Origin of the sequence: Nocardioides candidus (assembly GCF_041321175.1) — a bacterium.
In the GTDB taxonomy this organism is placed as follows: Bacteria; Actinomycetota; Actinomycetes; order Propionibacteriales; family Nocardioidaceae; genus Nocardioides.
The window spans coordinates 58,279-84,778 of sequence record NZ_JBGGWC010000004.1 but is presented as its reverse complement, the minus strand read 5'-3'; the positions used below and the strand labels follow the sequence as shown (position 1 = coordinate 84,778).

The window sequence follows — 26,500 nt, the reverse complement described above, 5'->3', positions numbered from 1 at the left end:
TGAGGAAGGCCCAAGTGAGCACTGAGGTCCAGCCGGAACAATCCCGTGAACCCGGCCTGGACGGGCGATTGAGCGAGGCACTGGTCGGCACGCGGAGGTTCTTCACCAAGGGCACCGTCTCTCCCGACCGCCGCACGCTCACCAAGACCGGCGGACGTCAAGCGGACGACTTCTACCGGGACCGTTGGAGCCACGACAAGGTGGTGCGCTCCACCCACGGCGTGAACTGCACCGGGTCGTGCTCGTGGAAGGTCTACGTCAAGGACGGCATCATCACCTGGGAGACGCAACAGACCGACTACCCGTCGGTCGGCCCGGACTCACCGGAGTACGAGCCCCGCGGTTGCCCCCGCGGCGCGGCGTTCTCCTGGTACACCTACTCTCCGACCAGGATCCGCTACCCCTACGTCCGCGGCGTCCTCCTGCAGATGTACCGCGAGGCGAAGGCCCAGCACGGAGACCCGGTGCTGGCCTGGGCACACGTCGTCGACAACCCGCAGCGCGCGAAGGCCTACAAGTCCGCCCGCGGCAAGGGTGGGCTGGTGCGTGCGAGCTGGGAGGAGGCAACCGAGCTGATCGCGGCCGCCTACGTGCACACGATCGGCAAGTGGGGACCCGACCGCGTCGCCGGGTTCTCACCTATTCCGGCGATGTCGATGGTCTCCCACGCATCCGGGGCCCGGTTCACCTCGCTGGTCGGTGGGTCGATGCTGTCCTTCTACGACTGGTACGCCGACCTGCCGGTCGCGTCGCCCCAGGTGTTCGGCGACCAGACCGACGTCCCGGAGTCAGGCGACTGGTGGGACGCGGGCTACCTCGTCATGTGGGGGTCGAACGTGCCGGTTACCCGGACGCCGGACGCCCACTGGATGGCCGAGGCCCGCTACCGAGGGCAGAAGGTCGTGGTCGTGTCCCCGGACTACGCCGACAACGTCAAGTTCGCCGATGAGTGGCTGGCGATCGCGCCCGGCACCGACGGGGCGCTGGCGATGGCGATGGGGCACGTCATCCTGAAGGAGTTCTTCGTCGACCGCACCACGCCGTACTTCGACGACTACACCAAGCGGTTCACCGACCTGCCCTACCTGGTCACACTCGACGAGGTCTCCACCGGTTCGGTCACCTACCGCGCAGGCAAGTTCCTCACCGCCGCCGACCTGCCCGGGCACGCCGACGAGGCGAACGCGCACTTCAAGCCCGTTCTCGTGGACGCCCGCACCGACCAGCCGGTGGTGCCGAACGGCTCGCTCGGGGACCGCTTCGGCGAGGCGGGCGCCGGCCGGTGGAACCTCGACCTCGGAGATGTCGACCCGCGGCTGAGTCTGCTCGGGCCGGACGGCGAGACGGCGCTGGTCGAGCTGCCGCGCTTCGACGAGCCCGACGGCCGACCGGGCTCACTGACCCGTGCGGTCCCGGTTCGGCGGGTCTCCGGGAGGCTGGTGACGACGGTGTTCGACCTCATGCTCGCCCAGTACGGCGTCGGCCGGCCTGGCCTGGCGGGCGACTACGCGGCGGCGTACGACGACGCGTCCGCGCCGTACACCCCGGCCTGGCAGGAGGCGATCACCGGAGTGCCCGCCCAGGCCGCCGCCCGGATCGCCCGCGAGTTCGCCGCCAACGCCGAGGAGTCACGCGGCCGGTCGATGATCCTGATGGGCGCCGGCACCAACCACTGGTTCCACTCCGACACGATCTACCGCGGCTTCCTCGGGCTCACCACGTTGACCGGCTGCCAGGGCGTCAACGGAGGCGGCTGGGCGCACTACGTCGGCCAGGAGAAGTGCCGACCGGTGACCGGGTGGGCGCAGCTCGCGTTCGGGCTGGACTGGAAGCGCCCGCCACGGCAGATGATCCACACCGCCTACTGGTACCTGCACACCGATCAGTTCCGCTACGACACCTTCGGCGCCGACACCGTGGCGGCCGCGACCGGCACCGGGAAGCTGGCCGGGCTCAGCACCGCCGACGTGATCGCCAAGAGCGCGCGCATGGGCTGGATGCCGTCGTACCCGACCTTCGACCGCAACCCGCTCGACCTCGCCGACGAAGCCGCCGCCGCCGGCCGTCCGGTCGCCGAGCACGTGGTCGACCAGCTGAAGTCCGGTGATCTACGGTTCGCGGCCGAGGACCCGGACTCCCCGGAGAACTTCCCCCGCGTGCTGGCCATCTGGCGCGCCAACCTGCTGGGCTCCTCAGGCAAGGGCAACGAATACTTCCTCAGGCACCTGCTCGGCACCGACAGCTCGTTGCGCGCGAGCGAGGCCGGTGAGCAGCAGCGGCCGCAGGAGGTGGAGTGGCACGAGAAGGCGCCCGAGGGGAAGCTCGACCTCCTGCTGACCCTCGACTTCCGGCAGACCAGCACCACGATCTTCTCCGACGTGGTGCTGCCGGCGGCGACCTGGTACGAGAAGCACGACCTCAACACCACCGACATGCACCCCTTCGTGCACTCGTTCAACCCGGCCATCGCCCCGCCGTGGCAGACCCGCACGGACTGGGACGCCTGGCAGGCCATCGCGACCAGGTTCAGCGAGCTGGCCGCGGGGCATCTCGGCACGCGCACCGACGTCGTCGCGGTGCCGCTGCTGCACGACACCCCGGACGCGATGGCCAATCCCCACGGCGTGGTCCGGGACTGGAAGCACGGCGAATGCGAGCCGGTGCCCGGCGTCACCATGCCGAAGATCGTCCAGGTCGAACGCGACTACACAGCGGTCGGCGAGCAGATGACGGCTCTCGGGCCCCTCCTCGATGCCCTCGGCACGACCACCAAGGGCGTGACATACGACGTCAGCGCATCGATCGACTACCTTCGGGCGAAGAACGGCGCGGTCCGGGGCGGTCCTGCAGCCGGACGGCCATCGCTGAAGCGGGACGTGCACGCATGTGAGGCGATCCTCGCGCTGTCCGGCACGACCAACGGCCACCTCGCCACCCAGGGCTTCAAGACCCTCGAGAAGCGCACTGGCACCGAGCTGGCAGACCTGGCCGCGGAGCACGAGGGGAAGCAGATCACCTTCGCCGACACCCAGGCGGCGCCGGTCCCCGTGATCACCTCCCCGGAGTGGTCCGGCTCGGAGAGCGGCGGCAGACGCTACTCGCCGTTCACGATCAACATCGAGCGGCTGAAGCCCTGGCACACACTCACCGGCCGCCAGCACTTCTATCTCGACCACGACTGGATGACCGAGCTCGGCGAGGGACTGCCGGTCTACCGACCTCCCCTCAACATGGGAGCGCTGTTCGCCGAACCGGAGATCGGCTCCACTGGAGACGTCGGCGGAACGGCTAGCGTGACCGTGCGCTACCTGACGCCGCACAACAAGTGGTCCATCCACTCCGAGTACCAGGACAACCTCTTCATGCTGTCGCTGTCGCGCGGCGGCCAGACGATCTGGATGAGCGAGACGGACGCCGCGAAGATCGGGGTCGCCGACAACGACTGGATCGAAGCGGTCAACCGCAACGGCGTCGTCGTCGCGCGGGCGATCGTGTCGCACCGGATGCCGGAGGGCACGGTCTACATGCACCATGCCCAGGACCGGCTGATCGACGTACCGCTGGCGGAGACGTCGGGCAAGCGCGGTGGCATCCACAACTCGCTGACCAGGATCCTCGTGAAGCCCAGCCACCTCATCGGTGGCTACGCCCAGTTGTCGTTCGCGTTCAACTACCTCGGCCCGACCGGCAACCAGCGTGACGAGGTCACGGTCATCCGCCGGCGCAGCCAGGAGGTCACCTACTGATGAAGGTCATGGCGCAGATGGCGATGGTGATGAACCTCGACAAGTGCATCGGGTGCCATACCTGCTCGGTCACCTGCAAGCAGGCGTGGACCAACCGCACCGGGACCGAGTACGTCTGGTTCAACAACGTGGAGACCCGACCCGGTCAGGGTTACCCGCGGACCTATGAAGATCAGGAGGAGTGGAAGGGCGGATGGACCCTCAACCGCGCCGGCCGTCTCACCCTCAGGGCAGGTGGGCGGTTCAAGAAGCTGCTGACGATCTTCTCCAATCCCAAGCTCCCGTCGATCCACGACTACTACGAACCGTGGACCTACGACTACGCCACGCTCACCGACGCTCCAGCACAGGAGCACACGCCGGTCGCGCGGCCGAAGTCGCTGATCTCGGGCAAGGACATGAAGGTCGAGTGGTCTGCCAACTGGGACGACAACCTCGGCGGGTCCGCGGCCACCTATGAGAAGGACCCGGTTCTGCAGCGGGTCTCGGCGGCGGTGAAGCGCTCCTTCGAGGAGACGTTCATGTTCTACCTGCCGCGGATCTGCGAGCACTGCCTGAACCCCTCCTGCGCGGCGTCGTGCCCCAGCGGCGCGATCTACAAACGCGCTGAGGACGGCATCGTCCTCGTCGACCAGGACCGCTGCCGCGGCTGGCGGATGTGCGTGTCGGGCTGCCCCTACAAGAAGGTCTACTTCAACCACCGCACCGGCAAGGCGGAGAAGTGCACGTTCTGCTTCCCGCGCATCGAGGTCGGGCTACCGACCGTCTGCGCCGAGACCTGCGTCGGGCGACTGCGCTACATCGGCCTGGTCCTCTACGACGCCGACAAGGTGCTCGCGGCCGCCTCGGTGCCCGATGACCACGACCTCTACGAGGCCCAGCGTTCGGTGCTGCTCGACCCCAACGATCCGGAGGTGGTGCGCGCTGCGGAGCGGGACGGCATCCCGCACGACTGGATCCAGGCAGCGCAACGGTCCCCGATCCACGCGCTCATCAACACGTTCAAGGTCGCGCTGCCGCTGCACCCGGAGTACCGCACCATGCCGATGGTCTGGTACATCCCGCCGCTGTCGCCGGTCGTCGACGTGGTCCGCGAGACCGGCGAGGACGCGGAGGACCCCGGCAACCTCTTCGCCGCGATCGACGCGTTGCGGATCCCCATCGAGTACCTCGCCGAGCTCTTCACCGCCGGCGACGTCGCCCCGGTGGACGGAGTGCTGAGGAAGCTCGCTGCCATGCGCTCCTACATGCGGGACATCAACCTGGGCCGCGACCCGGATGCCTCGATCCCGGCCGCGGTCGGGATGAGCGAGGAGGAGATGTACGACATGTACCGACTGCTCGCGATCGCCAAGTACGACGAGCGCTACGTGATCCCGCCCGCGCACGCCGAGCAGGCGCACTCCCTGGAGGAGATCGCTACGGAATGCTCCGTCTCCGACTACGGCGGCGGCAACCCGGAGATCTTCGGCGAGGGCTCCGGAAGCCTGACCCCGATCGCGGTCGAGAACTTCCGGATGCTGCAGGACCGGCAGACCTCCGACACGATCGCCTCGCCGACGGACAAGTCGGCGCGGGTGAACCTGTTGAACTGGGACGGCAAGGGCGCGCCGTCCGGGCTGTTCCCACCGAGGCCCGACAGCCCGGTAGCAGTGCAGGAACCTGCGGCGTCGACCACGACGGACGGCGAGTCCGGCCCGGGCGGCACCGGCGGCCTGACCGGCGGGGCTGACGTGCGATGAGCCGCCCGAGCCTCACCCGTGATGTCCCGGTGCTGACAGCCGACCAGACGACGTGTGCCTGGCAGTCAGCCTCGCTGCTGCTCGGCTATCCCGATCAGCATCTGCTCGACCGTCTCCACCTGATCCGGCAGGCGTCGGCCGCGCTGCCGACGCGGGTGGGTGACCTTCTGCAGACCTGTCTCGAGCACGTGGCAGCCACGCCACTGGGCGAGCTCGAGGCCGACTACGTCGAGACCTTCGACAACCGCCGACGTAACAGCCTGTTCCTCACCTACTTCGCGCACGGCGACACCCGCAAGCGAGGCACGGCTCTGCTGCGCTTCAAGCAGACCTACCTGGAATCGGGGTTCGAGCTGGCCGCTGACGAGCTCCCCGACCACCTGTGCGTGGTGCTGGAGTACGCGGCCACCATCGATGGTGCACGCGGCCGCACACTGCTGATGGACCATCGGGCGGGACTGGAGCTGCTGCGGATGTCGCTGACCGACGGAGGGTCCCGATGGGCCGGTGCCGTGCAGGCGGTCTGCGCCACCTTCCCGCCGCTGCGCGGAGACGAGGTCTCCGCGATCCGGCGGCTCGCCGCGGAGGGGCCCCCGGAGGAAGAGGTGGGGCTCACGCCCTACGCGACCCCCGGGTTCGACCCTGGACCGGCGCCGCCGGGCCGGTCGCCGGTCCTGCTGCCGACGCCGTCGTTCCCCGCACCGTCTCGACGAGGAGTGCGTTGATGGACACCTTCTTGTGGGTGATCGTCCCCTACCTCTGCCTGACGACCTTCGTGGTCGGGCACTTCTGGCGCTACCGCTACGACAAGTTCGGGTGGACCACTCGGTCCTCCCAGCTCTACGAGGACCGTTTGCTGCGACTGGGCTCGCCGCTGTTCCACTTCGGGATGCTCGGCGTCGTCGGCGGCCACGTCATCGGGCTCCTCGTGCCTCAGTCGTGGACCGACGCGGTAGGGATCAGCCACGAGGCCTACCACGTCGCGGCCGTGGGAGGCGGCCTCCTCGCGGGCGCGATGGCCGTGATCGGGATGGGGATCTTGATCTACCGCCGCCGGACCGTCGGGCCGGTGTTCTCCGCGACTACGACCATGGACAAGGTGATGTACGGGTTCTTGGCGGCGGTCATCGTCCTCGGGATGTGGAACACCGTCGCCGGGTCGATCATGACCATCGGCGGTGAGTACAACTACCGTGAAGGCGTTTCGGTCTGGTACCGCTCCTTCCTTGCGTTCCAGCCGGACGCCGCCCTGATGGCGGACGCGCCTGTCGGGTTCCAGCTCCACGCGCTGGTCGCTTTCGGGTTGTTCGCCCTGTGGCCGTTCACCCGCCTCGTCCACGTCTTCAGCGCACCGGTGGGCTATCTCACCCGGCCCTACATCGTCTACCGCAGCCGGGACGCCCGACTGGGCAACCACGGCCCGCGGCGCGGGTGGGAGCGCGTCGGATGATCACGGAGACCCCGAGCGATGTGTGAGCACTGCGGGTGTCGCGGCATCGAGCCGATCGCGGAACTGATGGATGAGCACTACCACCTGCTGGACGAGGCCCACCGGATCCGCAGGATGATGGCCGCAGGGGACCGCGAACGCGCCCGCCAACTGCTCGACGATCTCGTCGGGCATCTCGATGTCCACGTCCGTCGCGAGGAGGCCGGCATCTTCCGAGCCCTCCGCGAACGCAACGACTACCTCGACGAGGTGGAAGCCCTGGAGCGGGAGCACGACGCGTTCGACGCCGCTATCACTGCTCTGGATCCCGGTCGTCCCGACTTCGAGCGGTCGGTGTCCCGGCTCCTCGTCGAGCTCGACGAGCACGTGGAGCGGGAGAACCTGGGAATCTTCCCGGTCTCGGTCGTCACGCTCGGTGCCAAGGGCTGGGAACGCGTTGCAAGAGCTCGCAGTGAGCATCCGACGTTTCTGCACGAGAGGACGCAAGGTGGAGACACGATCACTGACCAGCCTGGCTGAGGAGCTGTGCGCGACCGCCGACGCGGCGTCCAGCGGGCGGGCATCGACAACCATCTACGGCGGGCAGGGCCGCGACCTGCGCCAGACGGTCATCGCTCTCGCCGACGGTCGGAGACTGGGCGAACACGAATCCCCCGGGGAGGCCACCCTCCAGGTTCTTCGCGGTGAGGTCCGGCTCCATGCGGGCGATGAGACCTGGGACGGGGCCGTGGGGGACTACGTGCACATTCCCGCCCGGCGTCACGACCTCGAAGCACTCAGTGACGCGGTGGTGCTGCTGACGGTTGCGGGCCGCGCGGGCTGACGCCTGGGGCTGCGCATCCCCTTGCCCGGATCCGGGACTGACGCACCGAGAGGGTCTACTTTCGCGCTGGTCGGGCAGCAAGGATCCATGCTCCCTTCACATCGACCAGGAATCTCCGGATTCCTCGCAGTCCTCACGGGGCTTGCGTTACTCGTCAGCCCTCTTGCCCCGGCGGCCTCCGCGCGTCCGTCGGCTCCTGCCCAGGTTGCGACAGCCTCACCCACTGACCCCGTCTTCCACGCGGTCAGCGGCGGCACGCGCATCAACGTCGCCGGCGTGGTCCGGTCAGAGCTCACTGCAGCGAGCTCCATGCGGGTGGTGACCGCGCCGCGCTACACCGAGAACAAGACGGCCAACGTCAACCTCTTCGAAGGCTTGGTCAAGGCCGAGGCCGTCTCCAGCTACGAGCGGACCACCAACATGCTCGGCGGCGGCATCAGGCTCACCTCCGAGGCCAAGATCGCGGGCGTCAGCCTCCTCAACGGCGCCATCACCGTCGACGCCATCGAGACCAAGGCGATCGCTTCCATCGACGGCAGCGGACACGTCTCCCGCAGCGGAGGCACCCGGCTCCTCGGCGTCCACGTCAAGGACCACAAGATCCCGCTTGTGGTGCCCAAGAACTTCGGCCTCACCATCCCCGGTGTCGCCAAGGTCGTCATCAACGAGGTGCAGGGTCAGCTCGGTGGAGACGCCCTGATCAAGTCCGCCGCCACCGGCATCCACATCACGCTGCTCAAGCCACGCGACAACCTCAGCGCAGGTGCGAACATCGAGGTCACGCCGACCATGGCGCGCATCCTCCTGCCGGTGCCGATCAACGGGCAGCCCGCGTTCGGCTTCGCCTACTCCTCACGCGTGTCGGCCCACGTCGGCGATGCCGTGCGGATCATGTCGGCGCCGACCGCCGTGGTCATCTGCCCGGCCGGCGGCACCAACGGCGCCGATCTGACCAATGCGACCGCCCGCGTGCGTTTGCCCGGCCTCCTCGACGTCCAGGCGCTGGCCAACACCGCCAACGCCGTCGTGACGAGCGCGGAGACCGACGCCACCATGACGGCCAAGATCGGCGCGGTGAACCTCCTCAACGGCGCCATCACGCTCGACGCGGTCACGGCCACGTCCCGCGTCGTGCAATACGGGTCCGATCCGCCTACGAAGACCGCCGACGCCGAGATCCTCAACCTCTCCATCAACGGGAAGGCGATCCCGGTCGGTGTCGATCCCAACACCGTGATCAAGATCCCCGGGCTGGTGAAGGTGATCATCAACGAGCAGACGGAGCTGCCCTTCCCCTACAACGGAAGAGCCGTTCGTGCCCTCCACGTGATCGCGCTTCCCGACGCCCCGGACGACATCGCCGGCATCGACATCGAGCTCGGCGTCGCCGCGGCGTGGGTCAACCGCTGAGCTGACCGCGAGCGCGCCCCGTCGGACCCTCGGGCCGGCGGGGCCGTTCGCTGCCCCAGGAGCGGGCGGCGCGGGCCCGGTCAGTCGTTCATCGAGGCGGCCCAGACGGCCGCCGCCTGCTCGATCTCGTAGCGCTCCACGAACGAGTCGTCGGTGAGCAGGTAGGGACGCTTCTCGTCTCCGAGGCCGTTGGCGCAGAGCATGTCGTCGTGCCAGTCGCGGTTCATCGTGGGCGACCAGCGGCACGACCACACACCGCTCTCCTCGACCTCCGGGACCAGCACGCCGTCGTCGTACGGTCCGGCGGTGTGCTTCTTCCGGGGGCGGTCGACCCTCGGGTGCTGCTCCCGGTGCGGCTTCTGCCGATCAGCGTCGGGGGAGTGGTGCGTCCGGGGCGAGGACGGCTCCGCGCCGTCGAGGCCGTCCACCGTGCAGCCCGCACCGAGTCCGACGCAGCACAGCGCGAGGACGGACGCGAGCCCGCGCACGCCGTACGCCAGGTCGTGCAGGTCCCTCCGCATCCGACGACGGTAGCCGCGTGCGCGGGTCCGCGTGTCCCGAACGCTGAACCGACTCGCTCAGACCGGGCGGTGCCGTTCGTAGGTGTAGTCCGGGAAGGTCTGGGGTGTTGTCTCGGTGATCCGAGGGTCGGGCACGTTGCCGGACATCGCCAGCATGCCTGCGACCGCCCGGCCGAAGGTGAGCCAGTTGCGCGGTCGCTTGAGGTCGATGCCGCGCAGCAGCTGGGTGACCAGGCTCAGGCGGTCGAAGTAGACCCGCTCGCAGACCAGGCGATCGTCCTCGTCGAAGATGAAGAACGCCGTCATCCGGGTGCGGTGGGTGCTCCCGGTCGCCGGCATCTTGCCGAGCGGGCCGAGGTGGGTGCCCATCAGCCAGAACTCGACGACGACCGCGTCGTCGCTGTGCCGCAGCGCGATGATCTCGTGGTCCTGGTCGGGAAAGGCGACGCGCGTGTCGTGGTAGTACTCCCGCACGTCGGAGTCGCCGTCGTGCACGAGCAGCATCGGGATCAGCTCGTAGTGCGGGTGGGGGAAGGTCGACAGCGTCCGATCCCAGTCCTGGGCGACCTCGTCGTGGAAGTGGTCGAGGACGAGCTTCTCGCGCGCGGCGCGCCGTGAGGGTGTCAGCACCCGCGCACGATAGCCAGGGATCGACTCAGAGGTCCTGCTCGTAGGCCCACGTCACCGGTCCCACGATCGTGATCATCCGCAGACCTTGGCCGCGCAACCCGGACGATCGGATCCGGATCGCTGACGGCGCGGCCGCGACCGGCGCTGGGCCCGTGAGTCAGGATGGGCGCATGGACGGTGCACCCACCCCCTCACCCGAGGCCGAGGTCGTCGAGATCTGTCGCGACCTGATCCGGATCGACACGACCAACTACGGCACCGAGGACGGGCCGGGCGAGCGGAAGGCGGCCGAGCACGTCGCCGGGCTGCTCGAGGAGGTCGGCATCCCGGCCCGGATCATCGAGACGGCTCCTGGGCGGGCCAACGTGCTGGCCCGGTGGGGCGGCGACGGCAGCCGCGACGACGCGCTCCTCGTGCACGGTCACCTCGACGTCGTGCCCGCTGCAGCGGAGGACTGGGCGGTCCATCCCTTCAGCGGCGAGGTGCAGGACGGCTACGTGTGGGGGCGCGGGGCGGTCGACATGAAGGACTTCGACGCGATGTTGCTCTCGGTCGTGCGCGACCGCCAGCGCACCGGCCGGGTCCCGGCCCGGCCCATGGTGCTGTGCTTCACCGCCGACGAGGAGGCGGGCGGCCACCACGGGGCCGAGGTGCTGGTGCGCGACCACGCCGACGAGCTCGAGGGCTGCACGGAGGCGGTCGGCGAGGTCGGTGGGTTCAGCGCGACGGTGCGCGGCCAACGGCTCTACCTCATCGAGGCCGCCGAGAAGGGCATGGCCTGGATGCGGCTGACCGCGCGCGGCACGGCCGGCCACGGCTCCATGATCAACGCCGACAACGCGGTCACCCGGATCGCCGAGGCGGTCGCGCGGATCGGCGCCTACGAGTGGCCGGTCCGGCTCACTCCGACGATGCGCACGCTCCTCGGCACGGTGGGCAGCCTGGCGGGCGTCGACGTGACGCCGGAGAACGCCCGCGAGCTGGTCGAGGAGTTCGGCGGCGCCACCCGGATGCTCGGGGCGGTCCTGAGCAACACCACCAACCCGACGATGCTGTCGGCCGGCTACAAGGTCAACGTCATCCCGACGGAGGCCTCCGCCCACGTTGACGGCCGCACCCTGCCCGGTTACGAGGACGAGTTCTTCCGCACCCTGGCGGAGCTGTGCGGTGAGGACATCAGCGTCGACTACGTCTCCAACCAGGCACCCTGGGAGACGCCGTACGACGGCGCGCTGGTCGACACGATGACGCGCAGCCTGCTCGCGGAGGACCCCGACGCGCTCGTCGCGCCGTTCCTGATGAGCGGTGGCACGGACGCCAAGCACTTCCGCAAGCTGGGCATGAGCAGCTTCGGGTTCACGCCGTTGCGGCTGCCGTCGGACCTCGACTTCACCGCACTGTTCCACGGCGTCGACGAGCGGGTGCCGGTGGACGCGCTGGAGTTCGGTGCGCGTGTGCTCGACCGCTTCCTCGGGGAGGCCTGAGGCCGCAACGAGGTCAGGCGGTCCGGATCGCCCGGATGATCTTGCGCCGCAGGATCACCCGGCGCGTGCCGTCGGCGCTGATCCGCACCCGCACCAGCTCCCAGCCGCCGTGCTCGGCGCGCTCGACGAGGAGCTTGGTGACGACGTTGCGCGGATACTCGCGCGAGAAGGTGACCTTCTCGAACTGCCACTCCACCGAGCCACTCCTCATCAGGCCGGCTCCGACACGTCGTCGAGGGCCTCGCGGATCTCCGGCGGCAGCTCCTTGTCCTCCACCCCGAGTGCGCCCTTGAGGTGGGCGGCGGTCCGGGCGCCGACGATCGGGGCGGACACGCCGGGCCGGTCGCGCACCCACGCGAGGGCGACCTCGAGCGGCGTCCAGTCCAGGCCTTCGGCCGCCCGGATCACGGCCTCCACGATGCCGCGGCTGCGCTCGTCGAGGTAACGCTCCACGAAGGAGGAGAAGACGGGGGAGGCGGCCCGGGAGTCGCCGGGGATCCCGGTGCGGTACTTCCCGGTGAGCACGCCGCGGCCCAGCGGCGACCACGGCAGCAGGCCCAGGCCCAGCGCGTTGCTGGCCGGAACGACCTCCCGCTCGACGTCGCGGTTGACCAGGGAGTACTCGACCTGGGTCGACACGAGCGTGGCCCTGTCGCCCGCGGCGCGCTGCCAGGTGGCGGCCTGCGCGGTCTGCCAGCCGCTGTAGTTGGAGATGCCGACGTAGGTCGCGCGCCCGGAGGCGACGGCGGTGTCCAGCGCGCTCAGCGTCTCCTCGAGCGGCACGTCGTCGCTCCAGATGTGCACCTGCCAGAGGTCGACGTGGTCCACACCGAGACGTCGGAGCGAGGTGTCGAGCCCGCCGAGGAGAGCGCGGCGCGACGTGTCGACCTGGCGCTCCTGCCCGCGCCGCCAGATCCCCGCCTTGGTCGCGAGCACGACGTCGTCACGGCTGCACACGTCACCCAGGAGCGCGCCGATCTGCTCCTCGGAGCGACCGTCGGTGTAGCCCGCCGCCGTGTCGATCAGGGTGCCGCCGGCCTCGCAGAAGGCGATCAGCTGGTCGCGCGCCTCGTGCTCGTCGGTGTCCTTGCCCCAGGTCATGGTCCCGAGACCCAGCCGCGACACCCGGAGACCGCTGCTGCCGACGTACCGCTGCTGCATGGGGGCAAAGGTAGTCCGTCACCCCTGCCGTCCCGATGGCGGCTCGCCCGGGGTGTTCAGGGAAGTGCCAGGTGGCTTCTCGTAGGATCCCGAGCCGTGACGGACTTCCTGCAGGCCCTCGTCCTCGGCGTCATCCAGGGGCTGACGGAGTTCCTCCCGATCTCCAGCAGTGCGCACCTGCGGATCTTCCCCGAGCTGTTCGGCTGGGGCGACCCGGGAGCGGCGTTCACCGCCGTGATCCAGATCGGCACCGAGCTCGCCGTGCTCGTGTACTTCCGGAAGGACATCTGGGACATCGTCCGGGCGTGGACCCTGTCGCTCTTCAAGGCGGAGTATCGCGGCCACCTCGACGCCCGGATGGGATGGTTCGTGATCGTCGGCTCGCTGCCGATCGTCATCCTCGGCGTCCTCTTCAAGGACACGATCGAGTCGCACTTCCGCAACCTGTGGCTGGTGGCGACGATGCTGATCGTGATGGGCCTGGTCCTCGGGGCCGCGGACCGTCTGGGCGGCAACGAGAAGCGCATCAAGCAGATGAACCTCCGCGACGCGGTCCTGATGGGCGCCGCCCAGGCCGCCGCCCTCGTGCCCGGCGTCTCCCGCTCGGGCGCGACCCTCTCGATGGGGCGCGGACTCGGCTACGAGCGCGCCGCGGTCACCCGCTTCTCCTTCCTCCTCGCGATCCCGGCCGTGGTCGGTGCCGGGCTGTTCGAGCTCAAGGACGTCCCGGGCAGCGACAACCCCTACGGTTGGGGCCCCACGATCGTGGCGACCGTGGTGTCCTTCGTCGTCGGCTACGCCGCGATCGCGTGGCTGCTGCGCTACGTGAGCACCCACGACCTGACGCCGTTCGTGATCTACCGGGTGCTGCTCGGTGCCGGCGTGATCGCCCTGCTCGCCGCGGGCGTGCTCAGCGCCTGAGCGCGGGCTCCGCCAGGTCGCGGTCTCGCGACGCACCGGTCGACGCCGTCGACCGTCGGTGCGACGATGGGCGGATGGACCCGGTCTCGAGGTTCTACAGCGGCCCGGGCGGGCTCGTGGCGGCGATCGGCTCCGCCCTCGACGCCTCCGGTGCGGACCGGTCCGCCCTGCGACCTGCCGACCTCGCTCCGGTGGACGAGTTCCACATCCGGGGTCGTTCCGCGACGCTGGAGATCGTCGAGGCGCTCGCCGTCGATGCCGGTTCCCAGGTGGTCGACCTCGGCAGCGGCCTGGGTGGTCCGGCGCGGACCGTCGCCGAGGTGGTGGGCTGCACGGTGACCGGAGTCGATCTCACGCCGGAGTTCTGTGAGGTGGCGACCGCGCTCTCGGACTGGACGGGCATGTCGGACCTCACCCGCTTCCACGTCGGGGACGCCACCGCCACCCACCTTCCGGACGCGGCGGCGGACGCGGCGCTCACGATCCACGTGGCGATGAACATCGCCGACAAGGAGGCGCTCTACGCCGAGGCCTTCCGCGTGGTCCGGCCGGGAGGACGGTTCGTCGTCTACGACGTGCTGCAGGGCGAGGGCGGCGAGGTCCGGTACCCGGTCCCTTGGGCCCACGACACCTCGACGAGCTTCCTCGCGACACCGCAGGAGATGCGCGCGCTGTTGCCGGCGGCGGGTTTCGAGGTGGTGTCGGAGACCGACTCCTCGGACGAGAGCCTCAGGTGGTTCCAGGAGCTGCGGGCCCGCAGCCAGCAGCAGGGACCTCCGCCCGTCACGTTCGCCACGTTCCTGGGCGACTCGTTCGCCCAGATGGCCGCCAACCAGGTGACCAACCTCGCCGAGCGGCGCATCCGCACCGTGATGTTCGCGTGCGTGCGACCGTCGTGAGCGCCGCGGACGTGGGTGGCTGACGGTCATCGCGAGCTGGGGCGCGAACGGACGTACCCAAGTGTCTCCTCGCCTCGGTCCGACCGCTCAGCGCCGCCGCCCGCGACGGGTTAGGTACGTCGGTCGGCGCGCGGCCAGCTCTAGAACCAGCCGGACCTCTTGAACCAGATCCAGAGCGCACTGACGGTGACGATCATCAGCGCCACCGCGAACGGGTAGCCGTAGGTCCACCCGAGCTCGGGCATGTGCTCGAAGTTCATGCCGTAGACGCCGGCGATGAGCGTCGGCACCACGATCAGCGCGGCGCCGGCGGAGATCTTGCGCATGTCGTCGTTCTGCTGCACCTGGATGCGGGCGACGTGGGCGTCGAACGCGGTGGAGAGCAGCGAGTCGAGGGTGTCGATCTGCTCGGCCGCGACGGAGAGGTGGTCGCCGACGTCGCGGAAGAACGGCCCGGCCTCGGGCAGCACGCCCGGCACCGCGCCGACCGTGAAGCGGCGCATCGGCTCGCGCAGGGGGAGCACCGCGCGGCGCACCTCCGCGAGCTCGCGCTTGAGCGTGTAGATGCGGCCGGCGTCGTTGGTGCGCTCCTCGGAGAAGACCGAGGTCTCCACCTCGTCGACGTCGATCTGGAGCTCCTCCATCACGGCGAGGTATCCGTCGACGACGGTGTCGCAGACGGCGTAGACCACCGAGGAGGGGCCGTGGCTCAGCACCGACTGCTTGCCCTCGAGCTCGTGACGGGCGTCGGCCAGCTGTGAGCCGCGGCCGTGGCGCACGGTGATCACGAAGTCCTCGCCGACGAAGAGATTGATCTCGCCCGTCTCGACGGCGTCGTCCTCGTCCACGTACCAGAGCGTCTTGAGGGTGAGGAACAGGTTGTCCTCGTAGAGCTCCAGCTTCGGGCGCTGGTGGGCGACCACGGCGTCCTCGACAGCGAGCGGGTGCAGACCGAACGCCTGCGCGATGTCCTCCAGCTCGAGGTGGCTGGGCTCGTAGAGCCCGACCCAGACGAAGTCGTGCTCGCCGCCGCGAGCTGCGTCGCGCAGGGCGGCATAGTCGTGGACCCGGCAGTCGACGGGGAGTCGGGATCCCTGCCGGTAGACGGCGCTGTCGACGATCACGCTGCAACGGTAGTGGCTACGCTCGCGTCCGTGGCGACGGTTCTCCTGGTGCGACACGGCCGTACGACGGCCAATGCCTCCGGCGTGCTCGCCGGTCGACTCCCGGGCATCCGGCTCGACGAGCGCGGCCAGGAGCAGGTGCGGGCGGCGGCGGAACGGATCGGCGCCGTACCGCTCGCCCGGCTCGTGACGAGTCCGCAGGAGCGGTGCAAGCAGACGGCGAAGGCCGTCGTCGACGCGCAGGCGACGCGGCTTCGGGCCGCGACCGAGCGCGGCATCGCGGAGTGCGACTACGGCGAGTGGCAGGGCCGGCCCCTGCGCGAGCTGGCCAAGGAGAAGCTCTGGGCGACCGTCCAGCGCCAGCCGTCCGCCGCGGTCTTCCCCGGCGGGGAGTCGATGGTCGCCATGTGGCACCGCGCGGTCGACGCCGTACGGCGGCAGGACGCCGCGGTCGAGGCGGAGCACGGGCCGGGCGCGGTCTGGGTCGCGGTGAGCCACGGCGACGTCATCAAGGCCGTCCTCGCCGACGCGCTGGGGATGCACCTGGACCTCTTCCAGCGGATCAACGTGGACCCGGCGTCGATCTCGGTCGTGCAGTACACCGCCGACCGGCCCTACGTGCTGGCGACCAACACCCAGGCGGGCGACCTCTCCTGGCTCAACCGGCCCGCGGCGAAGCGGGCTCGGCGCAAGGGTGCCGCCGTGGGTGGGGGTTCCGGCCCCGAGCCCGTAACCGAGGGCTCGTAGGCTGATCGCATGCCGATCGTCCACGCATTCGACCCGCCCGAGCGCTTCGTCGCCGGCACTGTCGGAGAGCCGGGCGCCCGCACCTTCTTCCTGCAGGCCCGGGAGGGTGCGCGCCTCGTCAGCGTCGCGCTCGAGAAGCAGCAGGTCGCGGCGCTCGCCGAGCGCATCGACGAGCTGCTCGACGAGGTGATGACCGAGACCAGCACCGACGCGGTCGTGCCCGCCGTCGCGCCGATCGGGCTCGCCGACGAGGACCCGCTGGAGCTGCCGATCGCCGAGGAGTTCCGCGCGGGCACGATGACGCTGTCGTGGGACCCCCAGGCCGAGCGGGTGGTGATCGAGGTCTTCCCCGTCGGCGAGGAGCTGGTGGGCCTGACCGACGACGTCGAGGTCGAGGCGGAGGCCGAGGAACCGTCCGAGGTCTTCGTGGTCCGCATCGACGCCGGTCACGCCCGGGCGTTCGTGAAGCGTGCCGAGCGGGTGATCGGCGCGGGACGCCCCGACTGCCCGTTCTGCGGTCAGCCCATCGACCCCGACGGTCACCTCTGCGTGCGGGCCAACGGCTTCAAGCGCCGCGCGGAGTAGTCGGGGTGATGGAGGCACCGGGGGGCGTGCTCGAGCTGCGCGGGCGGATCATGCCCGCGTCGAACGCGACGTTCCTCGCCGAGCTCGACGGCCGCGAGGTCGTCTACAAGCCGATCGCGGGGGAGCGGCCGCTCTGGGACTTCCCCGACGGGACCCTGGCCGACCGCGAGGTGGCCGCCTACCTGGTCAGCGAGGCGCTCGGCTGGGACGTGGTGCCGCGCACGTGGTGCGGCGATGGCCCGCACGGTCGCGGGATGCTGCAGGAGTGGCAGACCGTCGACGCCGACGAGGACGCCGTCACCCTGGTCCGGTCCGGCCAGGTGCCGGACGGGTGGTTCGCCGTCTTCGACGGCGTCGACGACCGCGACCGCGACGTCACCCTGGTCCACGAGGACTCCGAGCCGCTGCGGCGGATGGCGGTCTTCGACGTGATCGTGAACAACGCCGACCGGAAGGGCGGCCACGTGCTCCCGGTGCCGGGTGGCCACCGCTACGGCGTCGACCACGGCGTCACCCTCCACCACGAGCCCAAGCTCCGCACCGTGCTGTGGGGATGGGCGGGGAGTCCGCTCACCGACGCGGAGACGACGGGCCTGCACGCCGTACTCACGGCGGTGCGGGGTGACCTGGGCGCACGTCTTGCCGACCACCTCACCGACCTGGAGATCCACGCTCTCGAGCGCCGTTGCGAGAGGCTGCTCGCCCGTGGTGTCCTGCCAGGCCCCAGCGGCGGCTGGCCCAGCATCCCCTGGCCCCCCTTCTGAGGTGGATCGGCCGAGCGGCCGGACCGAGGCGGTGGGCGATGGCTGCCGCAGATACGATCGCCGCATGCGAGCGTGGACCGGCCCCGAGATCCCGACCCTGCCCGCGGTCGGCCCGCCGGTCGCCCTGCACGACACCGCGTCGGGCGAGAAGGTCGTCACGACGCCCGAAGGCCCGGCCCGGCTCTACGTCTGCGGCATCACGCCCTACGACGCGACGCACCTGGGCCACGCGAACACCTACATCGCCTTCGACCTGCTCAACCGCGCCTGGCGTACGGCGGGCCACGACGTCCGCTTCGTCCAGAACGTCACTGACGTGGACGACCCGCTGCTGGAGCGAGCGACGAAGGTCGGTGTCGACTGGGTCGAGCTCGCGGAGCGCGAGACCGAGCTGTTCCGCCAGGACATGCAGGCGCTGCGCGTGCTGCCCCCCGCAGCGTTCGTCGGCGCCGTCGAGTCGATCCCGCTGGTCATCGAGCTGATCCAGCGGCTGCAGGCCGCCGGGGCGGTCTACCAGGTCGAGCAGGACCTCTACTTCTCGGTCTCCGCCGACCCGGCGTTCGGCGACGAGTCGGGCTACGACCGCGAGACGATGCTCAGGTTCTTCGGCGAGCGCGGGGGAGACCCCGACCGCGCGGGCAAGAAGGACCCGCTCGACTGCGTCGTGTGGCGCGGCGAGCGCCCCGACGAGCCGGCCTGGGACAGCCCGTTCGGCCGCGGCCGGCCGGGGTGGCACATCGAGTGCGCGGCGATCGCGCTGGAGCACCTCGGCGCGGCGACGATGGACGTCCAGGCGGGCGGCAGCGACCTGATCTTCCCGCACCACGAGATGTGTGCCGGGCACGCGCAGGTGGCGACCGGGGCGCCGTACGCCCGGGCCTACGCGCACGCCGGCATGGTCGGCTACGACGGCGAGAAGATGTCGAAGTCGCGCGGCAACCTGGTCTTCGTCTCGGCGCTGCGCAACAGCGACATCGACCCGATGGCGATCCGGCTGGCGCTCCTGCGCCACCACTACCGCGACGACTGGGAGTGGACCGACGAGATCCTGTGGTCCGCCGTCGACGACGTCGACCGCTGGCGCCGGGCGTTCGCGCTGGGCGCCGGCGCGGCCGCCGAGCCGGTGGTCTCGGAGGTGCTGTCCGCGCTGGCGGACGACCTCGACGCGCCGCGCGCGACGTCCGCGATCGACCGGTGGGTCGACGCGACGCTCGGCGGGGAGGGTCGCCTGGCCGACAACAGCGATCCCGACGCTGCGGCCACGCTGCTGCTCGTCGTCGACGCCGCGCTCGGCCTGTCGTTCTAGCAGCTAGCCTTCGTCGCCGCGGCGCTTGAGGTAGCGCTCGAACTCCCGCGCGATCGCCTCGCCCGAGGCCTCGGGCAGGTCGGCCGTGTCGCGGGTCTCCTCCAGCGACCGCACGTAGTCGGCGATGTCCTCGTCCTCCTCGGCGAGCTCGTCGACGCCGCGCTCCCAGGCGCGGGCGTCCTCGGGGAGGTCGCCGAGCGGGATGCTGACCTCGAGCAGGTCCTCGACCTGGCCGATGAGGGCCAGCGTCGCCTTGGGGCAGGGGGGCTGCGCCACGTAGTGCGGCACGGCCGCCCAGAAGGACGCCGCCGGGATGTCGAGCTTCACGCACGCGTCCTGGAGCACCCCGACGATGCCGGTCGGCCCCTCGTAGGTGGACTGCTCGAGCTTCATCCGGTCGACCAGGTCGGGCTCGGTCGCCGTGCCGGTCACGGGGATCGGCCGGGTGTGCGGGGAGTCGGCCAGGAGCGCGCCCAGCGTGACCACGAGCTCTGCACCCAGGTCGTCGATGCAGGCGAGCACCTCGGCGCAGAACCCGCGCCAGCGCATGTTGGGCTCGATCCCGCGCACGAGGATGACGTCGTGGTCGAGCTCGGGGGGCGAGGCGACGGCGATGTGGGTGCTCGGCCAGGTCAGCTTGCGGAAGCCGTTGTCGTCGACGCCGACGGTCGGCCGGTTGACCTGGAAGTCGTAGTAGTCCTCGGGGTCGATCGCGGCGACGACGCGCGCGTCCCACACCTTCATGAGGTGGTCCACCACGCCCGAAGCCGCCTCGGCGGCGTCGTTCCAGCCCTCGAACGCCGCGATCACCACCGGCCGTACGAGCTCCGGCGTGTCCTCGATCTCCATCACGCGTTCACCCTATGGGAAATGGCCTGGGCGCCTGGCCCGACAGTTAAGATCGATGTTGCCGAGAGGCGTTGCAACGGGACCGACCCCCGAGGGAGGCCCGCCACGCTCGGTGAGTCATTCGCAAGGGCGCCTTCCGTGACGGAAGGGATGTGACATGGCAGCGGCACCCCGTGACTGGCGGCCGGACGCGACCGACGAGCTGACCGCACTGCTGCGGGAGCGGATCGTGATCCTCGACGGCGCCATGGGCACGGCGATCCAGCGGGACCGGCCCGACGAGGCCGGCTACCGCGGGGAGCGCTTCGCCGACTGGCCGTCCGACCTGCAGGGCAACAACGACCTGCTCTCGATCACGCAGCCCGAGATCATCGCCGGCATCCACCGGGAGTACCTCGAGGCCGGTGCCGACATCGTCGAGACCAACACGTTCAACTCCAACGCCGTCTCGCTCGGTGACTACGGCATGGAGGAGCTCGCCTACGAGCTCAACCACGAGTCCGCCCTGCTGGCCCGCCGGGTCGCCGACGAGGTGGCCGCGGAGACCGGCCGCGCCCGCTACGTCGCGGGCGCGCTCGGCCCGACGACGCGGACGGCGTCGATCAGTCCCGACGTCAACGACCCGGGCGCGCGCAACGTGTCGTGGGACCAGCTCGTCGACGCCTACCTGACCGCCGCACGCGGCCTGGTCGACGGTGGGGCGGACCTGCTGTTCATCGAGACGATCTTCGACACCCTCAACGCCAAGGCCGCGATCTTCGCGGTGGAGACGCTCTTCGAGGAGACCGGGCGGCGCTGGCCCGTGGTCATCTCCGGCACCATCACCGACGCGTCCGGTCGCACCCTGTCCGGGCAGGTCACGGAGGCGTTCTGGGACTCCGTGCGCCACGCCCAGCCGCTGGCCGTCGGCCTCAACTGCGCGCTCGGTGCCAAGGAGATGCGGCCCTACGTCGCCGAGCTGTCGCGGCTGGCCGACTCGTTCGTGTCCGCCTACCCCAACGCCGGCCTCCCCAACGCCTTCGGCGAGTACGACGAGGCGCCGGCCGACACCGCGGGCGTCGTCGCGGAGTTCGCCGAGGCCGGGTTCGTGAACATCGTCGGCGGTTGCTGCGGCACCACGCCCGCACACATCGCCGCGATCGCGCAGGCGGTCGAGGGCAAGACCCGTCGCGAGCCCGTGGAGGCCCAGCCCGCACTCCGGTTGTCCGGCCTCGAGCCGTTCACCATCACTGCGGACAGCCTCTTCGTGAACGTCGGCGAGCGCACCAACATCACCGGGTCCGCCAAGTTCCGCAACCTGATCAAGGACGGCGACTACGACGCCGCGCTCTCCGTGGCGGCCCAGCAGGTCGAGGCGGGCGCGCAGGTCATCGACGTCAACATGGACGAGGGGATGATCGACGGCGTCGCGGCGATGGACCGCTTCCTCAAGCTGATCGCCTCCGAGCCCGACATCAGCCGGGTGCCGGTGATGGTCGACTCCTCGAAGTGGGAGGTCATCGAGGCCGGCCTGAAGAACGTCCAGGGCAAGCCGATCGTCAACTCGATATCGATGAAGGCCGGCGAGGACGAGTTCCGCGCCCAGGCCCGCCTGTGCAAGAAGTACGGCGCGGCCGCGGTCGTCATGGCGTTCGACGAGGACGGCCAGGCCGACAACCTCGAGCGGCGCAAGGCGATCTGCGAGCGGGCCTACCGGATCCTCGTCGACGAGGTGGACTTCCCGCCCGAGGACATCATCTTCGACCCCAACGTGTTCGCCGTGGCGACCGGCATCGAGGAGCACGCCAGCTACGGCGTCGACTTCATCGAGGGCACGCGCTGGATCAAGCAGAACCTCCCGGGCGCCAAGGTCTCCGGCGGCATCTCCAACGTCAGCTTCAGCTTCCGTGGCAACAACCAGGTGCGCGAGGCGATCCACGCGGTCTTCCTCTTCCACGCGATCGAGGCCGGCCTCGACATGGGCATCGTCAACGCGGGCGCCCTGGTGCCCTACAGCGAGATCGACCCCGAGCTGCGCGACGCGATCGAGGACGTGGTGCTCAACCGCACCGACGACTCGCTCGCGGCGACGGAGCGGCTCCTCGAGCTCGCCGAGAAGCACCGTGGCACGGGCGAGGTCGCCGAGGCGGCTGCCGAGGAGTGGCGCGCGCTGCCCGTCGGCGAGCGCATCACCCACGCGCTGGTGAAGGGCCTCGACGCCCACGTGGAGGCCGACACCGAGGAGCTGCGCCAGCTGATCGCCGACCGCGGCGGCCGGCCGATCGAGGTCATCGAGGGTCCGCTGATGGACGGCATGAACGTGGTCGGCGACCTCTTCGGCGCCGGCAAGATGTTCCTGCCACAGGTCGTGAAGTCGGCCCGCGTGATGAAGAAGGCCGTGGCCTACCTGATCCCGTTCATCGAGCAGGAGAAGGCCGAGCTCGGCACGGCCGGCGAGAAGGACACGAACGGCACGGTCGTCATGGCGACCGTGAAGGGCGACGTCCACGACATCGGCAAGAACATCGTCGGCGTCGTGCTCCAGTGCAACAACTACGAGGTCATCGACCTCGGCGTGATGGTGCCGGTGCAGAAGATCCTCGACGCCGCGATCGAGCACAAGGCCGACATCATCGGCCTGTCCGGGCTGATCACCCCGTCGCTCGACGAGATGGTCACGGTGGCGACCGAGATGCAGCGCCAGGGCTTCGACATCCCGCTGCTGATCGGCGGTGCGACGACCTCGCGCGCCCACACGGCGGTCAAGGTCGACCGCAAGTACGACGGCCCGGTGGTGTGGGTCAAGGACGCCTCGCGCTCGGTGCCGGTGGCGGCCACGCTCCTCTCCGACGAGCAGCGCCCGAAGCTGCTGGAGGACCTGAAGGCCGACTACGACGCCCTGCGCGCCCGGCACTCCCAGAAGTCCGACCGACCGCAGCTGTCGTTCGCCGACGCCCAGGACAACAGGTCTCCGATCGACTGGGACGGCTACGCACCCCCGCAGCCGCGCACGACCGGCGTGCACGTGCTCGCCGACTACGACCTCAGCGAGCTCCGCGAGTACATCGACTGGCAGCCGTTCTTCAACGCCTGGGAGATGAAGGGCAAGTTCCCCGACATCCTCAACAGCCCCACCCACGGCGAGGCCGCCCGCAAGCTGTACGACGACGCCCAGGTCATGCTCGACCGGCTGGTCGAGGAGAAGTGGTTGACGGCCAACGGCGTCTACGGCCTGTTCCCGGCCGCGAGCACGGGTGAGGACGTCGTCGTCTACGAGGACGAGTCGCGGGCCGCCGTACGCACGACGCTGCGGCACCTGCGCCAGCAGGGACAGCACCGTGACGGCGTCCCGAACCGGTCGCTCGCCGACTACGTCGCACCGATCGGCAGCGGGGTCACCGACGGCGACTGGATCGGCGCGTTCGCGGTGACCGCCGGCATCGGGACGACCGAGCGGATCATGGCGTTCAAGAAGGAGCTCGACGACTACTCGGCGATCCTCCTCGAATCCCTGGCCGACCGGCTGGCCGAGGCGTTCGCCGAGCGGCTGCACCAGCGGGTGCGCACCGAGTTCTGGGCGCACGTGCCGGAGGAGCAGCTGAGCAACGAGGACCTGATCGCCGAGAAGTACACGGGCATCCGCCCGGCGCCCGGCTACCCGGCCTGCCCCGACCACACCGAGAAGCAGACCATCTGGGAGCTGCTCGACGTCGAGGCCAGCACCGGGATCCAGCTCACCGAGTCGATGGCGATGTGGCCCGGCGCCGCCGTGTCCGGCCTCTACTTCAGCCATCCCGATGCCCAGTACTTCGTCGTGGGCCGGCTCGGGCGCGACCAGGTCGCCGACTACGCCGAGCGCAAGGGCTGGACCCTGGCCGAGGCCGAGAGGTGGCTCTCGCCCAACCTCGGTTACGACCCGGAGGACTGATGGGTCTCGAGACGGTCGCTGCGCGACCTCCTCGACCACCGAAAGCGGTCCTGTGGGACATGGACGGGACCCTCGTCGACACCGAGCCCTACTGGATGGCGACCGAGGTGGCGCTGGCGGAGGAGCACGGCGCCACCTGGACGACCGCCGACGCGCAGCACCTGGTCGGCAACAGCCTGCTCTACTCCGGGGAGTACATCCGCCGGCACATGGGCCTCCCGCTGACGCCGGAGGAGATCGTGGACCGGCTGCTCGACGGGGTCGTGGCACGGGTGCAGCACGCCGTGCCGTGGTGCCCGGGCGCCCGCGAGCTGCTGCTCGCGCTCAACGACGCCGGCGTCCCGTGCGCGCTGGTGACGATGTCCTACCAGCGCTTCGTCGCGCCGATCCTCGAGCACCTGCCGCCGGAGACCTTCCGGGTGGTCGTGACCGGCGACCAGGTGGACCGGGGGAAGCCGCACCCGGAGCCCTACCTGACCGCCGCGGCGGCCCTCGGTGTCGCGGCCGAGGACTGCGTCGCGATCGAGGACTCACCGACGGGCGCCACCTCCGCGGCGGCCGCCGGATGCCAGGTGCTGGTCGTCCCCAACCACGTCGAGGTGCCGCCGGGGGAGCGCCGTACCTTCGTGGATTCGCTCGTCGGGGTGACGCCTCACGCACTGAAAACGTTGCCGGATCGAGACATAGCCGCGAGGGATCTTCCCTAGCCCCTCTCTGCTCCCCGGAGTATCTTCCGCACGGAGTCGGCTCCCGACCAGCGGGCGCCGTAGTGACTGATCTTGAGGTGACAGCACGTGAAGCGGAAGATCTTCGCGCTCGTCGGAGCGGGAACCCTCGCCGTGAGCCTCGCTGCCTGCGGCGGGTCTGACAGCGACGACGGCGGTGGCGGCGGAGCCAAGGGTGGTAGCGGTGAGCCGTGGATCCTCGGCACGACCGACTCGGTGACGGCGCTCGACCCTGCCGGGTCCTACGACCTGGGCTCCTCGACGCTCGAGTACAACCTCTACCAGACCCTCGTCACGGTGCCGGCGAACTCGACCGACATCGTCGGCGACGCCGCGGAGTCGTGCACCTACGACGACCCGCAGACCCTGACGTGCAAGCTCAAGGACGGGCTGAAGTTCTCCAACGGGGACGACCTCACGTCGTCCGACGTGAAGTACAGCTTCGAGCGCGCCATCAACATCCAGGACCCCAACGGCGCGGCGATCTACCTCCTCGGCAGCATCACCGACACGGCCGACGACGGCACCGTCACCCTGACCGACGGCGCGATCGAGACGCCCGACGACCAGACGGTCGTCTTCCACCTCGACCACGCCGACACCACGTTCCAGTACGTGCTGACCTATCCCGGCGCCGCGGCGATCGTCGACGAGGACGAGTTCCCGATGGACGCGAAGCTCGACGACGACAAGATCATCGGCTCCGGGCCCTACAAGCTGAGCCAGTACAAGGCCGGTGACCAGGCCGTGCTCGAGCTCAACGACAACTACACCGGCGACAACACCGGTGGCGCCTCCCAGGTCTTCGTGAAGTACTACTCGGAGCCCTCGGCCCTCAAGCTGGCTGTCGAGAACGGCGAGGTCGACGTGGCGTGGCGCAGCCTCGCGCCGACCGACATCGCCGACCTCCAGGGCAACAGCGACGTCACCGTCGCCTCCGGCAAGGGCTCGGAGATCCGCTACTGGGTGTGGCGCGTCGACAAGGGGATCGGCAAGGAGGCCGCCGTCCGGCAGGCCGCCGCGCAGGTCTTCGACCGCGACGCGATCGCCGACACGGCGTACGACGGCACCGTCGACCCGCTGTACTCGATCGTGCCCCCGGGCTACGCCGGGCAGAAGGACTCCTTCCAGGAGAAGTACGGCACGCCCGACGTCGACAAGGCCAAGCAGATCCTCGACGACGCCGGCATCAAGACGCCGGTGAAGATCACCGTCGGCTGGACGCCCACGCACTACGGCCCGAGCGCCGAGGACGAGGCCAACGAGCTGCAGCGCCAGCTCGAGGACAGCGGCCTGTTCGACGTGGAGCTGAAGAGCACCGAGTGGGAGCAGTACCAGACGATCTACAAGGAGGGCGCCTACGACCTCTGGATGCTCGGCTGGTTCCCGGACTACCCGGACGCCGACGACTACCTGTCCCCGTTCGTCGTCGACGGCGGCTTCTTCCAGAACGGCTACAAGAACCCGGACGCCAACGACCTGGTCACCCAGGAGCAGGGCACGGACGACGCCGCCGCTCGCGAGGACGCCTTCGGCCAGCTGCAGGACATCGTCGCCAACGACGTCCCGTTCATCCCCTCGTGGGTGGGCCAGAACACCGGCGTCTACGGCAAGGGCATGGAGGGCGTCGAGGACACCCTCGACCCGTCGTTCATCTTCCGCTTCTGGCTGGTGACGAAGAACTCCTGATCGCATGAGCACCTCGT

At 69.9% G+C, this 26,500-nt stretch carries 23 protein-coding genes; 17 read left to right on the top strand and 6 right to left on the bottom strand.

Annotation, left to right across the window (positions count from 1 at the left end; translation table 11 throughout):
• Nucleotides 1–56 precede the first annotated feature (56 nt).
• From ACAX67_RS17570 to ACAX67_RS17540, 7 genes are all read left to right on the top strand, one after another.
• The gene (locus ACAX67_RS17570) at nucleotides 57–3,746 is read left to right on the top strand and encodes a nitrate reductase subunit alpha (RefSeq protein ID WP_370705529.1); all 3,690 of its coding nucleotides are present in this window, start codon (nucleotides 57–59) and stop codon (nucleotides 3,744–3,746) included.
• Entirely contained in the window at nucleotides 3,746–5,488 is a 1,743-nt protein-coding gene (narH, locus tag ACAX67_RS17565; protein WP_370705175.1) for a nitrate reductase subunit beta, read from the top strand. The genes ACAX67_RS17570 and narH overlap by 1 nt, the downstream gene beginning before the upstream one ends.
• Nucleotides 5,485–6,213, top strand: coding sequence for a nitrate reductase molybdenum cofactor assembly chaperone (narJ, locus tag ACAX67_RS17560; protein WP_370705174.1), 729 nt, complete (start codon nucleotides 5,485–5,487; stop codon nucleotides 6,211–6,213). Before narH ends, narJ begins: the two co-directional genes overlap by 4 nt.
• The gene (gene narI, locus ACAX67_RS17555) at nucleotides 6,213–6,938 is read left to right on the top strand and encodes a respiratory nitrate reductase subunit gamma (RefSeq protein ID WP_370705173.1); all 726 of its coding nucleotides are present in this window, start codon (nucleotides 6,213–6,215) and stop codon (nucleotides 6,936–6,938) included. Before narJ ends, narI begins: the two co-directional genes overlap by 1 nt.
• Before the next feature lie 18 nt (nucleotides 6,939–6,956).
• A complete protein-coding gene (locus tag ACAX67_RS17550; protein WP_370705172.1) occupies nucleotides 6,957–7,457 on the top strand; it encodes a hemerythrin domain-containing protein in 501 nt (166 codons plus the stop codon).
• Nucleotides 7,390–7,761, top strand: coding sequence for a cupin domain-containing protein (locus ACAX67_RS17545; protein WP_370705171.1), 372 nt, complete (start codon nucleotides 7,390–7,392; stop codon nucleotides 7,759–7,761). Before ACAX67_RS17550 ends, ACAX67_RS17545 begins: the two co-directional genes overlap by 68 nt.
• A gap of 87 nt (nucleotides 7,762–7,848) precedes the next feature.
• Nucleotides 7,849–9,171: a choice-of-anchor P domain-containing protein gene (locus ACAX67_RS17540; protein ID WP_370705170.1), complete on the top strand. Its 1,323-nt coding sequence runs from the start codon at nucleotides 7,849–7,851 to the stop codon at nucleotides 9,169–9,171.
• A gap of 80 nt (nucleotides 9,172–9,251) precedes the next feature.
• On the opposite strand, the gene ACAX67_RS17535 is transcribed toward ACAX67_RS17540, so the two are convergent.
• Complete coding sequence (locus ACAX67_RS17535; protein ID WP_370705169.1) at nucleotides 9,252–9,692, bottom strand: hypothetical protein; 441 nt, start codon at nucleotides 9,690–9,692, stop codon at nucleotides 9,252–9,254.
• Nucleotides 9,693–9,749: 57 nt separating this feature from the next.
• Entirely contained in the window at nucleotides 9,750–10,322 is a 573-nt protein-coding gene (locus ACAX67_RS17530) for an ester cyclase (protein ID WP_370705168.1), read from the bottom strand.
• A gap of 170 nt (nucleotides 10,323–10,492) precedes the next feature.
• On the opposite strand from ACAX67_RS17530, the gene ACAX67_RS17525 reads away from it, so the two are divergent.
• Nucleotides 10,493–11,806 carry a M20/M25/M40 family metallo-hydrolase gene (locus tag ACAX67_RS17525; RefSeq protein WP_370705167.1) on the top strand — a complete coding sequence of 438 codons (1,314 nt, stop codon included), beginning with the start codon at nucleotides 10,493–10,495 and terminating at the stop codon, nucleotides 11,804–11,806.
• Between the two features lie 13 nt (nucleotides 11,807–11,819).
• Here ACAX67_RS17525 and ACAX67_RS17520 read toward each other — a convergent pair whose 3' ends face one another.
• Both ACAX67_RS17520 and ACAX67_RS17515 read right to left on the bottom strand, forming a co-directional pair.
• The gene (locus ACAX67_RS17520) at nucleotides 11,820–12,002 is read right to left on the bottom strand and encodes a DUF5703 family protein (RefSeq protein ID WP_370705166.1); all 183 of its coding nucleotides are present in this window, start codon (nucleotides 12,000–12,002) and stop codon (nucleotides 11,820–11,822) included.
• 14 nt (nucleotides 12,003–12,016) lie between these two features.
• Nucleotides 12,017–12,967, bottom strand: coding sequence for an aldo/keto reductase (locus ACAX67_RS17515; protein WP_370705165.1), 951 nt, complete (start codon nucleotides 12,965–12,967; stop codon nucleotides 12,017–12,019).
• A 96-nt stretch (nucleotides 12,968–13,063) separates the two neighbouring features.
• On the opposite strand from ACAX67_RS17515, the gene ACAX67_RS17510 reads away from it, so the two are divergent.
• Nucleotides 13,064–13,888 (top strand): undecaprenyl-diphosphate phosphatase, encoded by an 825-nt coding sequence (locus ACAX67_RS17510; protein ID WP_370705164.1) that lies wholly within the window; start codon nucleotides 13,064–13,066, stop codon nucleotides 13,886–13,888.
• A 74-nt stretch (nucleotides 13,889–13,962) separates the two neighbouring features.
• Nucleotides 13,963–14,787 (top strand): class I SAM-dependent methyltransferase, encoded by an 825-nt coding sequence (locus tag ACAX67_RS17505; RefSeq protein ID WP_370705163.1) that lies wholly within the window; start codon nucleotides 13,963–13,965, stop codon nucleotides 14,785–14,787.
• Between the two features lie 140 nt (nucleotides 14,788–14,927).
• On the opposite strand, the gene corA is transcribed toward ACAX67_RS17505, so the two are convergent.
• Entirely contained in the window at nucleotides 14,928–15,911 is a 984-nt protein-coding gene (corA, locus tag ACAX67_RS17500) for a magnesium/cobalt transporter CorA (protein ID WP_370705162.1), read from the bottom strand.
• Nucleotides 15,912–15,941: 30 nt separating this feature from the next.
• Here corA and ACAX67_RS17495 point away from each other — a divergent pair, with 30 nt between their 5' ends.
• The 4 genes from ACAX67_RS17495 (at nucleotide 15,942) to mshC (ending at nucleotide 19,313) form a co-directional block, all read left to right on the top strand.
• The gene (locus ACAX67_RS17495; protein WP_370705161.1) at nucleotides 15,942–16,658 is read left to right on the top strand and encodes a histidine phosphatase family protein; all 717 of its coding nucleotides are present in this window, start codon (nucleotides 15,942–15,944) and stop codon (nucleotides 16,656–16,658) included.
• Nucleotides 16,659–16,667: 9 nt separating this feature from the next.
• On the top strand, nucleotides 16,668–17,243 hold the full coding sequence (locus ACAX67_RS17490; RefSeq protein WP_370705160.1) for an Rv2134c family protein: 576 nt from the start codon (nucleotides 16,668–16,670) through the stop codon (nucleotides 17,241–17,243).
• An 8-nt stretch (nucleotides 17,244–17,251) separates the two neighbouring features.
• Nucleotides 17,252–18,007 (top strand): Rv2133c family protein, encoded by a 756-nt coding sequence (locus ACAX67_RS17485; RefSeq protein WP_370705159.1) that lies wholly within the window; start codon nucleotides 17,252–17,254, stop codon nucleotides 18,005–18,007.
• A gap of 64 nt (nucleotides 18,008–18,071) precedes the next feature.
• On the top strand, nucleotides 18,072–19,313 hold the full coding sequence (gene mshC, locus ACAX67_RS17480) for a cysteine--1-D-myo-inosityl 2-amino-2-deoxy-alpha-D-glucopyranoside ligase (protein WP_370705158.1): 1,242 nt from the start codon (nucleotides 18,072–18,074) through the stop codon (nucleotides 19,311–19,313).
• Nucleotides 19,314–19,316: 3 nt separating this feature from the next.
• On the opposite strand, the gene ACAX67_RS17475 is transcribed toward mshC, so the two are convergent.
• A complete protein-coding gene (locus ACAX67_RS17475; protein ID WP_370705157.1) occupies nucleotides 19,317–20,165 on the bottom strand; it encodes a PAC2 family protein in 849 nt (282 codons plus the stop codon).
• A gap of 154 nt (nucleotides 20,166–20,319) precedes the next feature.
• On the opposite strand from ACAX67_RS17475, the gene metH reads away from it, so the two are divergent.
• The 3 genes from metH (at nucleotide 20,320) to ACAX67_RS17460 (ending at nucleotide 26,483) form a co-directional block, all read left to right on the top strand.
• Entirely contained in the window at nucleotides 20,320–24,069 is a 3,750-nt protein-coding gene (gene metH, locus ACAX67_RS17470) for a methionine synthase (protein ID WP_370705156.1), read from the top strand.
• Nucleotides 24,069–24,776 carry an HAD family hydrolase gene (locus ACAX67_RS17465; RefSeq protein ID WP_370705155.1) on the top strand — a complete coding sequence of 236 codons (708 nt, stop codon included), beginning with the start codon at nucleotides 24,069–24,071 and terminating at the stop codon, nucleotides 24,774–24,776. The genes metH and ACAX67_RS17465 overlap by 1 nt, the downstream gene beginning before the upstream one ends.
• Before the next feature lie 87 nt (nucleotides 24,777–24,863).
• On the top strand, nucleotides 24,864–26,483 hold the full coding sequence (locus ACAX67_RS17460; protein ID WP_370705154.1) for an ABC transporter substrate-binding protein: 1,620 nt from the start codon (nucleotides 24,864–24,866) through the stop codon (nucleotides 26,481–26,483).
• The last annotated feature ends 17 nt before the right edge of the window (nucleotides 26,484–26,500 follow it).

Excerpts from the sequence above, each read along its gene's own strand:
- narH (WP_370705175.1), top strand. The coding sequence starts at position 3,746 with ATGAAGGTCATGGCGCAGATGGCGATGGTGATGAACCTCGACAAGTGC.
- narJ (WP_370705174.1), top strand. The coding sequence starts at position 5,485 with ATGAGCCGCCCGAGCCTCACCCGTGATGTCCCGGTGCTGACAGCCGAC.
- narI (WP_370705173.1), top strand. The coding sequence starts at position 6,213 with ATGGACACCTTCTTGTGGGTGATCGTCCCCTACCTCTGCCTGACGACC.
- ACAX67_RS17550 (WP_370705172.1), top strand. The coding sequence starts at position 6,957 with ATGTGTGAGCACTGCGGGTGTCGCGGCATCGAGCCGATCGCGGAACTG.
- ACAX67_RS17540 (WP_370705170.1), top strand. The coding sequence starts at position 7,849 with ATGCTCCCTTCACATCGACCAGGAATCTCCGGATTCCTCGCAGTCCTC.
- ACAX67_RS17535 (WP_370705169.1), bottom strand. The coding sequence starts at position 9,692 with ATGCGGAGGGACCTGCACGACCTGGCGTACGGCGTGCGCGGGCTCGCG.
- ACAX67_RS17525 (WP_370705167.1), top strand. The coding sequence starts at position 10,493 with ATGGACGGTGCACCCACCCCCTCACCCGAGGCCGAGGTCGTCGAGATC.
- ACAX67_RS17515 (WP_370705165.1), bottom strand. The coding sequence starts at position 12,967 with ATGCAGCAGCGGTACGTCGGCAGCAGCGGTCTCCGGGTGTCGCGGCTG.
- ACAX67_RS17505 (WP_370705163.1), top strand. The coding sequence starts at position 13,963 with ATGGACCCGGTCTCGAGGTTCTACAGCGGCCCGGGCGGGCTCGTGGCG.
- ACAX67_RS17490 (WP_370705160.1), top strand. The coding sequence starts at position 16,668 with ATGCCGATCGTCCACGCATTCGACCCGCCCGAGCGCTTCGTCGCCGGC.
- ACAX67_RS17485 (WP_370705159.1), top strand. The coding sequence starts at position 17,252 with ATGGAGGCACCGGGGGGCGTGCTCGAGCTGCGCGGGCGGATCATGCCC.
- mshC (WP_370705158.1), top strand. The coding sequence starts at position 18,072 with ATGCGAGCGTGGACCGGCCCCGAGATCCCGACCCTGCCCGCGGTCGGC.
- metH (WP_370705156.1), top strand. The coding sequence starts at position 20,320 with ATGGCAGCGGCACCCCGTGACTGGCGGCCGGACGCGACCGACGAGCTG.
- ACAX67_RS17465 (WP_370705155.1), top strand. The coding sequence starts at position 24,069 with ATGGGTCTCGAGACGGTCGCTGCGCGACCTCCTCGACCACCGAAAGCG.